Source organism: Thermostichus sp. MS-CIW-40 (assembly GCF_054058315.1).
Map to the genome: position 1 here is coordinate 1 of NZ_JBSSAC010000070.1, position 10,131 is coordinate 10,131.

The window sequence follows — 10,131 nt, forward strand, 5'->3', positions numbered from 1 at the left end:
CGAGGGGATTCGGGCGTGGATGGCGCCGCAGGACCAGCCCCATGAGCGCTTTGAGTTCCCTGAAGAAGTCCTCCCCCGCGGCAATGCGCTCTAAAGGAAGCCGTTCTGGTCTCGTCAGGGATCCGCTCCCGGCGAATCTTGAGTAATCAAAAATCAAAAACTAAAGAGTTCAGGGATCCCTCATGGGATCCCTTTTTGTGTTGGGCGCGAGGTGGCTAGGAAGGGATCCCGTCTCGCAAGCGGGCGCGAATGGCTTGCCAGATCTGTTCAACCAACTGGGGCGGGCTGGTTTCTGACCGGATGGGCACCCGCACATCAGCTTGGGCGTAGAACGGCTCTCGCTCTTGCATCAGCTTGTACAGGGCAGCTTGGGGGTCGGGGGTTTGCAGCAGGGGGCGTTGGCCGGGATCCCGCTTGAGCCGCTGCCAAATCAGCTCGGGGGTCGCATCCAGCCAAACGGTGAGGCCATGGTGCAAGTAGCTCCAATTTTTGGGGCGCAACACAATGCCGCCGCCTGTGGCGATCACCAGCCGGGTGTAGCTGCTCAACTGGGCCAACACCTGCGTCTCCAGATCCCGGAAGTATGCTTCCCCATGCTCCGCGAAGATCTGAGCGATGGAAGAACCCCCCACCTGCTCCACCAGACCATCGGTGTCGAAAAATTGAAAGCGCAACTGGGCTGCCAGCTCCGATCCCACGGTGGATTTGCCGCTGCCCATCATCCCAATGAGATAAACATTTACGCCGCGCAGGCGCTCAACTTCCTCGGGGTGGATCATGGGAAAGGTACCTAGATATAGCCATGCTCGGCCAGAAACTCCAGAGAAACGCTGCTCTCGGGGGGCAGCAAGCCCAGCAATTTTTCCACATACTTGCCCAAAATATCCGCCTCTATGTTGACGGGATCCCCAACTTGGAGCTGAGAAAGGTTGGTCTCGCGGTAGGTTTGGGGGATCACAGCCACCTTGAACCAGCAGCCCCCTTGGCGCACCTCAGCAATGGTCAAGCTCACCCCATTCACCGCCACGCTGCCCTTGGGTACGATGTAACGCCCGATCTCTTCAGGAACCTTGAAGCTCAGCTCCCAGGCGTTGCCAGTGGCGGCTTGATCCCACAGTTGCCCCACCCCATCGATATGGCCGCTGACAAAATGCCCCCCTAACTTGTCTCCTACCCGCAGCGCCGGTTCCAGGTTGACTGTGCGCGGGCCGAGGGATCCCTGGCCCCAAGTCGAGCGCCGCAGGGTTTCCGGCGAAACATCGGCCAAAAATCCATCGGGCAGAATCTCCACCACCGTCAGGCAAAGGCCGTCCACCGCCACGCTATCTCCATAGGCCAACTGAGGTTGCAACCGGGGACAGGTAACCCGTAGCTGTGAAGAATTGATCAACTGGGCTGTGCCCAAACTTCGAACCAGACCCGTAAACATTGCTTTGGCTCCTTAGGTTTTGCCGGCTGCCTTTTTGGCTTTCTGTTTTTCTCGCTCTTTGGCTCGTTTTTCGGCAGCGATTCGCTCTTGTCGGGCTTTCTCTTTCTCTTCAGCGATCTTTTCTAGATAGTAGTGATAGTTGCCCTGGTAGGCGACCAACTCTCCGTTGCGAATCTCTACAATCTTGTTGGCCACTTTTGAGATAAAGTAGCGGTCGTGAGAAACAAGGATCACCGTGCCATCGTAATGCTGTAAAGCTTCTTCCAGCATCTCTTTGGCCGGGATATCTAAGTGGTTGGTGGGCTCATCCAAAATCAGTAGGTTGGCCGGCTGAAGTAGCATTTTCGCCAACGCCAAGCGGGCTTTTTCTCCCCCGCTCAAAGCCGCTACTTTCTTAAAAACGGCGTCGCCGCTGAACAAAAAGCGACCCAACAGCGTGCGCACTTCTTCGTTTTTCCAGTCGGGCACTTCGTCATGGATGGTGTCCAAGACGGTTTTGCTCAGATCCAAAGCCTCTGCTTGATTTTGCTCGAAGTAGGCAGGGATCACATTGTGTGCTCCCAATTTCACAGATCCCTCGGTAGGTTGCTCTAGGCCGGTGATAAGACGCAGCAGGGTGGATTTTCCTGCCCCATTGGGCCCCAGAAAGGCGACGCGATCCCCACGCTCGATCAACAGCTCCGCACCCAAAAACAAAATCTTATCTCCATAAATGTGCGTCAAATTCTCGATCTTCACCACCTCGCGACCACTGCGGGGAGCAGGGGGAAAGCGAAACTTGAGGGTACGCACGTCGCCAATGGGCGCTTCGACCCGCTCGATCTTTTCCAGTTGTTTTTCGCGGCTTTTGGCCTGAGTGCTGCGGGTGGCACTGGCCCGGAAGCGATCGATGAAGGTTTGTTGCCTTTCAATTTCCTTTTGCTGACGTTCGTAGGCAGCTTGTTGTGCCTCTCGCCGTTCAGCTTTTTGGAGTAGGTATTGAGAATAGTTACCCAAGTATGTCGTAGAAACTCCTCGCTCCGTCTCCACAATTTGGGTGCAAAGCCGATCCAAAAACTCTCGATCATGAGAAACAATCACCATGGGGATCGTCAAGCTCTTGAGGTAGTTTTCCAGCCACTCAATGGTCTCCAAGTCTAGGTGGTTGGTCGGCTCGTCTAGCAACATCAAATCGGGTTTTTGCAGCAGGATTTTCCCCAGGCTGATGCGCATCTGCCAGCCGCCGCTGAAGGCGCTCACCAACCGATCCCCGTCCTCCGGCTCAAACCCCATTTCCGGCAGGATTTTCTCAATACGCGCCTCCAGTTCATAGCCATGTAAACTCTCAAATTGGCGCTGTAGACGATCTAGACGGCGCAAAAGGGTTTCCAACGTGTCCGCGTCCGCCTGCTCCATCTGTTGGGTGATTTGGGCAATTTCTTGGTGAATGCGGTTTTCCTCTTGAAAGACTGTCCAGAACTCTTCTCGCACCGTTCGGGCGGGATCCACTCCAAATTCTTGGGTGAGATAGGCGATGCGCAGGTTGGCGGGGCGGATCACCTCGCCGCTGGTCGGTTCTTCTTGCCCGCAGATAATCTTGAGCTGGGTGGTCTTTCCGGCCCCGTTTACTCCCACTAGGCCGACGCGATCCCCAGGCTTAACTTCCCAGTTCACATCCTTGAGCACCTCACCGGTGGGATAGATTTTGCTAATGTGTTCCAGTCGCAGCATAATGCTCCTTGGGGATCGGGACCAATTGGAGAAGTGTGGCGTTTTCTTTACATTCTTTACTCGATTTTACGTATTCTTGGGATCCCTGTCCATGGATCCTGAGCAATTTCTGCTTGATTTCTCCCTCTCATTGATCTTGCCGGGGTCCACGACAGCGTTTAATATTTCTGGTTTGCCTTCAGAAGTGCCTGCTGAACCCTGTTCGATCTTTTTTCATGTCTTCAGGGCTTGTTTGTCGGTACCCTTAGTATGGACTCTTTTGCCAGAAGCCTTGTGAGGCTTCTCTAAGGCTTAAACGACCTCTAATGCCAGCGGGGAAAAGCCAGTTCCTGAGAGAGATTGAAGTAGCCGGTCGTGATGACAATGAGGAAGGTTGATCGGATAAGTTTTCAGTGTATGGGATGCTTACTTCGTCTCTTGTTTCTGAAATCCCCGGCAACCTATTTTTCTCTTTTGGGCATGTCCTAATGAGCTATCAATCCATTGACATTAGCAGTCAGCCCAGACAAGTTATGGTCTCTTGAGTTGACTTCTTATCTAACATAAAACCTTTGTTGATTTTGACAGGAAAGCCAATGGCGACGGGGATCAACTCAGAAGGACACTACGCCTTGGCTTGATCCTCGAGGGAACGGGGGGATCCCTGAAACAGGGCAGGATGACCTGTTCTGCCTCCCTGAACCGACAGAGGATTTTGTCTGTGGGCAGGCGGCTGTTGGGCCAGAAGCCGCTTCACCTCTGCATTAAGCTGACTTTCGTTGAAGGGCTTGGTCAAGTAGGCGGTTGCCCCCGACCATTTGCCGCGGATGCGGGCCAGCAGACCATCGCGAGCGGTAACCATCAGGATGGGAAGGGACTTAAACTCTTCTAAGCTGCGCACAATGCGGCAAAGCTCTAGACCATCGATCCCCGGCATGGCGATATCCATCAACAACAGGTGGGGCCGATGCTGAAACAACAAAGGAAGCACCTCGGCGGGGTTGCCCGTTGTAATCACCTGATAGTTGGGCAAATACTGCCGTAGGATTTCCTGCATCACCACGCTGTCGTCCACCGCCAAGATGGTTATCGGGTTGTGGCGCTTGGTCTGCAGCAGCTCTTGGGGTGTTTGTAGGCTGACCAAACCTTTTTTCGCCCAGGAGGCAAAGAGATTGGCCACCTCCAGCCGATCCCGGCACAGCTTCTTGGCGATTGCTTCCAGCGACTGGCCATCTTTGGTGAGGGTGTGGAGCTTCTGTCGTTGCTCATCGGTGATGCGGTAGCGGTTGACCCGTTCCCAATTGACCACCGGCACCGCCAACAGGGTTGGGATCGCCACCTTCAAATCTGCCCAGCGATCGTGGCGCCGGGCGGCTTCTTGCAGCAGCGGCTCCAACTCAAACCCGCCAATGGGGGCCTCTTGGGCGACCTGCTCCTGCACCTCAAAGTAACAGGTGCCTGCCCGTTCGAATAGGTAGCGGTCGAAATCGGTAAGCAGGTTGAGCCACAGGGCATCTTCCAGCTCCCCCGGCTTGAGCAGGCCCAATTGCGTGATAGCCTCCAGCAGCTCAGGTAAGGAATGGTCTTTCATCAAGCGCTCTTGCACCACCGAGATGGCCCGCTGTGGCCATTCCAAGTTGAGGCGAGGAATAAAGCGGGAGAGTCGTTTCAGCAGGATTTGCGTGTTGAGGGGTTGATCGGCAGAAAAAAGCAGCCTGCCGTGGTAGTAGGTCAACACCCAGGGTTCCGCACCCTCAGAGGGATCCAGTCCCTTGAGGTGAATGTGCAGATATCCAGTGGTAAACCGCCAACCTTGCTGCCTGAGCAGTGGCGCAAGTTCCTCCGAGCCGAACACAAAACGGGACATGCAGCGTTCTCCGGGCCAACTTCTTCAGGCCAAATGAGCAGCGATTCACCTCAGCCACACGCTCAAACCGTCGAAAGGAGAGCTTCAGAGAGCTCACTTATTTTAACAACTGGCTGATCTTAGCTTTCCCGGCCATTCCTTTACAGCAAGGGAATACCGCTTTGCCAACCAGGATATACACCCATGCAATCCCATATGCAGTGCCTTGAAGGATTACCATTGCAAGGCTAGGGTCCGGCTATGGCTCTATCTTTCTAAATTGAGAGCCTGCCGTTGGGCTTGTAGCAATTCTTGGATCCCGGCTTGGGCCATCTCCAACATTTGTAGCAGTTGCGGGCGACTGAAGCAGGCGGCTTCGGCAGTGCCCTGGATCTCGATGAAGGATCCCTGCTCGTTCATAACAATGTTCATGTCCACCTCGGCTTGGCTGTCTTCCTCATAGCACAGATCCACAAGTACCTCTCCCTGCACAATTCCTACTGAAAGGGCCGCCACCTGCTGCCGCAGCGGGGATCCCTGGGCCGGATCCAGCGCCCCCTGTTTGTACAGCCAAGTGATGGCGTCGTGCAGAGCCACATAGCCCCCTGTGATCGCGGCGGTGCGCGTTCCGCCATCGGCCTGCAGCACATCGGCATCGACGGTGATGGTACGGGATCCCAGCTTGCGAAAATCCAAGGCGGCGCGCAGACTGCGCCCGATGAGCCGTTGAATCTCGGCAGTACGGCCCGATAGTTTCAACATTTCCCGCGGCTGTCGTTGTTGCGTGGCTCCGGGCAACATGCGGTACTCAGCCGTCAGCCAGCCTTGGCCGGTGTTCTGCAGAAAAGGGGGAACTTCTTCGGCCACACTGGCGGTGCAAAGGACATGGGTATGGCCGAACTTGACCAACACCGAGCCAGGGGCATAGCGGGTAAAGTGGCGCTCAAAAGAAACCGGGCGCAATTGAGCAGCGGTGCGATTATCTGGGCGTTGCCAGCTCATGGACAGTTCAAAAAGGGATCCCTCGCATTGTCAACCATGTCTGCCCAATGCGGCTCAGGACTTGGAATCTTTGCAGAACATGACTGGGGCGACGGCTGCGGACGGAATTGGTCTGGGAAGGCAAGGACGACAAGTAGGGCAACCGCGCCGGGTATGCCACCTCTAGGCAGAAGAAAGCAAAGCACTTGTGAGCAGCAAAACTCCAGGCGGCCCATCTCAACCCTCAGCCGCCCTGCTGATTCCCTTTCCCTGCTTATCTCGGAGAACCTAAAAAAACGCACCAGTGCATGCTGGCGCAGGAGGGTCAACTTTCACCCATCAAACCTAGACAAGGGCAGGGATCCGAGATCCTCCCAAGGCCTCCACCAATGCCCGCACTTGAGCCACCATGGCCACTTCATCCTGGAGCCGGCTGACAGCTTTGCCCACCCCTACACCTGAAGCGCCGGCAGCAATGGCCAAGCGCACTGTTACCGTCGAGAGGCCGGAAGCGCAGATAACCGGTACCGAGACGACACGGCTAATTTCATAGGCGGCGGCCAGGGTGGGGGCAGCCTTCTCGATCAGGCCCAGGGATCCCCCGTGAACCGGCTCGGCACTGGTGCTGCCCTCGGTTTGGATGAGATCGGCTCCCAGATCCTCCAGTTTCTCGGCCAATTCTGCCTGTTGATTCAGAGGCAGAGTGTGGGGAACGGTTACCGACAAGAGCGTGCGGGGCAGAAGAGAGCGGGTTCGGCGGGTAAGGTCTAGGACTTCCGCTGCGGAGAAGATGCGGCCTGAAGGGTAGAAGCTGTCGTAATTGCCGATCTCGGCCATGTCTGCTCCTGCCTGTACGGCTGCGGCCAACTGCTGCGGCTCCACCGCCGACACACAGATGGGCAGATCGATCTGGGCGCGTACCCGCTGCACCAATTCGGGGCTGGCAGCGATATCCACCCAAGTGGCCCCTCCCTGTTGGGCGGCGCGGGTGATGCTCAGAACCGACTGCAGGTCGAAGTTTTGTAGACCGCTGATGATCTTGAGGGCCCGACGTTGGGCCAGAGCGTCGAAAAGAGCAGCGTGAGAGGCAGTGGTCATAGGCTCGTCAGCTTGTGGAAAGGCAGTCTAAGAGGAGTGAAAACAAATGGCTGCTAAAACTGGGCTTGGGGAAGCCTTTGCTCAGTCTAGAGGGTTTGCCTCAATCCCACAAGGGTCCCTCTTTACCCCATCATCCCAGTCCTTTTGGCTCACCACAATTCTTCAATAGATTCAATAGAATAGGGATCCCTTCTTGCAAGCCATCATGTATCGCTCTCCCTTCCCCTTCCTGGGCCTGCCTGAGCCGGATCCGGAGATGGCCCAAGCAATTCTCCTGCCCGTCCCCTACGAGGCCACCACCTCCTATGGCAAAGGCACCGCCAAAGGCCCTCAGGCGCTGTTGCAGGCTTCTGCCTATGTGGAGATCTACGACGAGGTACGGGATCGCCAGCTAGCTCTTCACCCCGACTTCTCGGAAGAGATCTCCCGCTACTGGACGGCCCCCCCGGTGGAGTTGGAAGGTCTGGGATCTTCCGCCCAGGAGCTGGCTATGGCCGAAATCCAGCGTCGCGCTGCCGAGTGGGTGAGACCGGGGCGGTTCCTGCTTTCCATCGGTGGGGAGCACTCCATCACCGGGCCGCTGATTGCTGCCCACCTGCCCCATTATCCGGAGCTGCACGTCCTGCAAATCGATGCCCACTGCGACCTGAGAGATAGCTACGAGGGATCCCGCTATTCCCATGCTTCTGCCATGGCCCGCGTGGTGGAGCAAGTGGGCAGCCGCCTCACCCAAGTGGGGATCCGCTCCATCTGCGCCGAAGACCGCCAGACCATTCGCGAGCGCCGTCTGCACACCTTTTTTGCCCACAGCTTGCACACCAAGCCAGCCCAGGAGTGGATCCCAGAGGTGATTGCCACCTTGGGCCCCCAGGTTTACCTGACGGTGGATGTGGATGGGCTGGATCCCGCTGTGGTGCCAGCCACCGGTACCCCCGAACCTGGCGGCTTGGGCTGGTGGGAGACGGTGGAGCTGATTCGGGCACTAGGACAGCAACGGCAAATCATCGGCGCCGATGTGGTCGAGCTGTCGGTCACGGGAGAACGGGAAACCGATCGCCGCAGCGCCTTCACGGTCGCCAAACTGGCCTATCAGATCTTGGCTGCGGCCTTGGGTTAAGCTCAAGAAGAGCTTGGCCGGCCATCCCCGGGGCACCTGTTCGAGTTCTTTAGGTTTTTGGGTAACACACCTGTGAAATCGGCCCACCCCCGTCGTCCTGCTTTTGAACTTCCCGCTTTGTCCTGGATTCCCTTGGTGGGTGGGGCATTGCTGCTGATCCTCTTGGCCACCTTGCTGCAGTGCTTGGTGGTGGTGCCTGCCGGCACACGGGCCGTGGTGTTCAACTCCCTGACGGGGCTGAAGCCGCAGCCGCTGGGAGAAGGGCTGCACCTCCTGCTGCCGCTGGTGGAAACGCCTATCTTCTACGACGTGCGCACCCAAACCTACACCATGGCCTCCCAACGCTCCGAAAACCAGGGGGATGATGCGTTGAAAGTGCTCAGCGCCGACGGCCAGCAGATCTCCCTCGATGTCTCGGTGCGCTTTCGCTTGGATCCCGACCAAGTGGCCCACCTGCACCAGACCATTGGCCCTTCCTACGTGGACAAAGTGATTCGCCCAGAGGTGCGGACGGTAGTGCGCAATGAACTGGCTTTGCACCGCGCCATCGCCGTTTTCTCGGAAGAACGCGAGCAGATCCAGGAAAATGTGGAGCGGCAGCTCTCCAGCATTTTTGCTGAGAATGACCTGATCTTGCAAAACGTGCTGCTGCGCAATGTCCGCTTCTCCGACCAATTCCAAACGGCCATCGAGCAAAAGCAAATTGCCGAGCAAGAGAAAGAGCGGGAACGCTTCCTCGTGGAAAAAGCAGAGCTGGAAAAACAACGATTGGTGATCCTGGCAGAAGGAGAAGCCCAAGCCATTCGCCTCCAGGGGGAAGCCCTGAAGCAAAACCCAGAAGTGGTGCAGTTGGACTACGCGCGCAAACTGGCGCCCGGCACCCGCGTGATCATCTCCCGACCGGATCCCTGGCAGCGGTAGCGGACAGCCCGTTGGCTCTGGGTTCTGCAAAAATCTATCCCAGAGCATTGTTGCCAATTGGAACGAGAATGGGGATAGAGATCCCCGGCCTGCTGACCTGACGATGCCCCTTGACGAGCAGCTCATCCACAGCCGCATTCAGGCCATCCGAGCCCAGATCCCAGACCATGTGGAGATCATGGCAGTGAGCAAAGGCTACAGTGCCGACCACATCCGCGCCGCCTATCGGGCTGGGATCCGCCACTTTGGGGAGAGTCGAGTGCAAGAGGCCGCCGTCAAACAAGGGCAACTGCAAGATCTGACCGATATCGTCTGGCACTTGATCGGGCATCTGCAGACCAACAAAGTCAAACCGGCCCTCAAGCAATTTGCCTGGATCGACAGCGTCGATAGCTTGCGCCTGGCCAAGCTGATCAACCAAAAGGCTTGGGAGCTGCACCTCACCCCCAAGCTTTGCCTGCAGGTTAAATTGGCTCCGGATCCCAATAAGTTCGGCTGGCCCATCCCCGATCTGTTGCAGAGCCTCCCCGAACTGAACCAACTGCTGCAGGTGCAAATTGTGGGCCTGATGACCATTTTGCCTTTGGGCTTGAGCTCAGAGGCGGCCCTAGAGCTGTTTCGCAAGCTGGCCGAACTGGCCGATTACATCCAGCGCAGTGGCTATGAACATCTGCAGGTGCACACCCTCTCCATGGGCATGTCCGACGATTACCTCCTGGCGGTGGCAGCAGGCTCTAACTTGATCCGACTGGGGCGCGCTTTGTTTGCCGACGCCGAGCAGGAATAGATGTGACCTCTGTGAAGCCGTTAAATTGTGATTAAATTTTGTGTAAAGCCGCGAACTCCGGAGTCGCCCTGCGGGGTACCTTCGGGGCGAGAGTTTGGCTTGGCTCGATCAAAAGCGGGGGGATCCCGCCCAGGATTTGCCCTATTGGGGAAATTTGTAATCATTTGCGTTACAGCCTGTTAAGGGCTCAAGGGGTACAATAGCAGCACTTAGCAAACCAACTTCGGAAGGAGGATGGATTGATCAGTAGTAAAGAAGTCTTC

General features: G+C 56.8%; 9 protein-coding genes and 1 pseudogene. 4 read left to right on the forward strand and 6 right to left on the reverse strand.

Annotated elements, in window-relative coordinates; genetic code table 11:
* A pseudogene (locus tag ACVWXF_RS13735) lies at nt 1-94 on the forward strand (photosystem II protein D2); the annotation flags it as partial.
* A gap of 121 nt (nt 95-215) precedes the next feature.
* On the opposite strand, the gene ACVWXF_RS13740 reads toward ACVWXF_RS13735, so the two are convergent.
* The 6 genes from ACVWXF_RS13740 to ACVWXF_RS13765 all read right to left on the reverse strand — a co-directional run bounded on the left by ACVWXF_RS13740 (nt 216) and on the right by ACVWXF_RS13765 (nt 7,043).
* Complete coding sequence (locus ACVWXF_RS13740; protein WP_414374890.1) at nt 216-779, reverse strand: shikimate kinase; 564 nt, start codon at nt 777-779, stop codon at nt 216-218.
* Nucleotides 780-790: 11 nt separating this feature from the next.
* Nucleotides 791-1,429, reverse strand: coding sequence for a riboflavin synthase (locus ACVWXF_RS13745; RefSeq protein WP_414332173.1), 639 nt, complete (start codon nt 1,427-1,429; stop codon nt 791-793).
* A gap of 12 nt (nt 1,430-1,441) precedes the next feature.
* Nucleotides 1,442-3,139 carry an ABC transporter ATP-binding protein gene (locus tag ACVWXF_RS13750; RefSeq protein ID WP_414332172.1) on the reverse strand — a complete coding sequence of 566 codons (1,698 nt, stop codon included), beginning with the start codon at nt 3,137-3,139 and terminating at the stop codon, nt 1,442-1,444.
* Nucleotides 3,140-3,743: 604 nt separating this feature from the next.
* Nucleotides 3,744-4,985, reverse strand: coding sequence for a response regulator (locus tag ACVWXF_RS13755; RefSeq protein ID WP_011433340.1), 1,242 nt, complete (start codon nt 4,983-4,985; stop codon nt 3,744-3,746).
* A 246-nt stretch (nt 4,986-5,231) separates the two neighbouring features.
* Entirely contained in the window at nt 5,232-5,966 is a 735-nt protein-coding gene (rph, locus tag ACVWXF_RS13760) for a ribonuclease PH (RefSeq protein ID WP_011433341.1), read from the reverse strand.
* Nucleotides 5,967-6,290: 324 nt separating this feature from the next.
* Nucleotides 6,291-7,043, reverse strand: a complete 753-nt coding sequence (locus ACVWXF_RS13765) for a DUF561 domain-containing protein (protein WP_011433343.1) — start codon at nt 7,041-7,043, stop codon at nt 6,291-6,293.
* Nucleotides 7,044-7,236: 193 nt separating this feature from the next.
* Here ACVWXF_RS13765 and speB point away from each other — a divergent pair, with 193 nt between their 5' ends.
* From speB to ACVWXF_RS13780, 3 genes are all read left to right on the forward strand, one after another.
* Entirely contained in the window at nt 7,237-8,160 is a 924-nt protein-coding gene (gene speB / locus ACVWXF_RS13770) for an agmatinase (RefSeq protein WP_457474671.1), read from the forward strand.
* A 72-nt stretch (nt 8,161-8,232) separates the two neighbouring features.
* The gene (locus ACVWXF_RS13775) at nt 8,233-9,081 is read left to right on the forward strand and encodes a prohibitin family protein (protein ID WP_011433345.1); all 849 of its coding nucleotides are present in this window, start codon (nt 8,233-8,235) and stop codon (nt 9,079-9,081) included.
* Between the two features lie 103 nt (nt 9,082-9,184).
* Nucleotides 9,185-9,868, forward strand: a complete 684-nt coding sequence (locus tag ACVWXF_RS13780) for a YggS family pyridoxal phosphate-dependent enzyme (RefSeq protein WP_457385506.1) — start codon at nt 9,185-9,187, stop codon at nt 9,866-9,868.
* The last annotated feature ends 263 nt before the right edge of the window (nt 9,869-10,131 follow it).

Excerpts from the sequence above, each read along its gene's own strand:
- ACVWXF_RS13755 (WP_011433340.1), bottom strand. The coding sequence starts at position 4,985 with ATGTCCCGTTTTGTGTTCGGCTCGGAGGAACTTGCGCCACTGCTCAGG.
- rph (WP_011433341.1), bottom strand. The coding sequence starts at position 5,966 with ATGAGCTGGCAACGCCCAGATAATCGCACCGCTGCTCAATTGCGCCCG.
- ACVWXF_RS13750 (WP_414332172.1), bottom strand. The coding sequence starts at position 3,139 with ATGCTGCGACTGGAACACATTAGCAAAATCTATCCCACCGGTGAGGTG.
- ACVWXF_RS13780 (WP_457385506.1), top strand. The coding sequence starts at position 9,185 with ATGCCCCTTGACGAGCAGCTCATCCACAGCCGCATTCAGGCCATCCGA.
- ACVWXF_RS13740 (WP_414374890.1), bottom strand. The coding sequence starts at position 779 with ATGATCCACCCCGAGGAAGTTGAGCGCCTGCGCGGCGTAAATGTTTAT.
- ACVWXF_RS13765 (WP_011433343.1), bottom strand. The coding sequence starts at position 7,043 with ATGACCACTGCCTCTCACGCTGCTCTTTTCGACGCTCTGGCCCAACGT.
- ACVWXF_RS13745 (WP_414332173.1), bottom strand. The coding sequence starts at position 1,429 with ATGTTTACGGGTCTGGTTCGAAGTTTGGGCACAGCCCAGTTGATCAAT.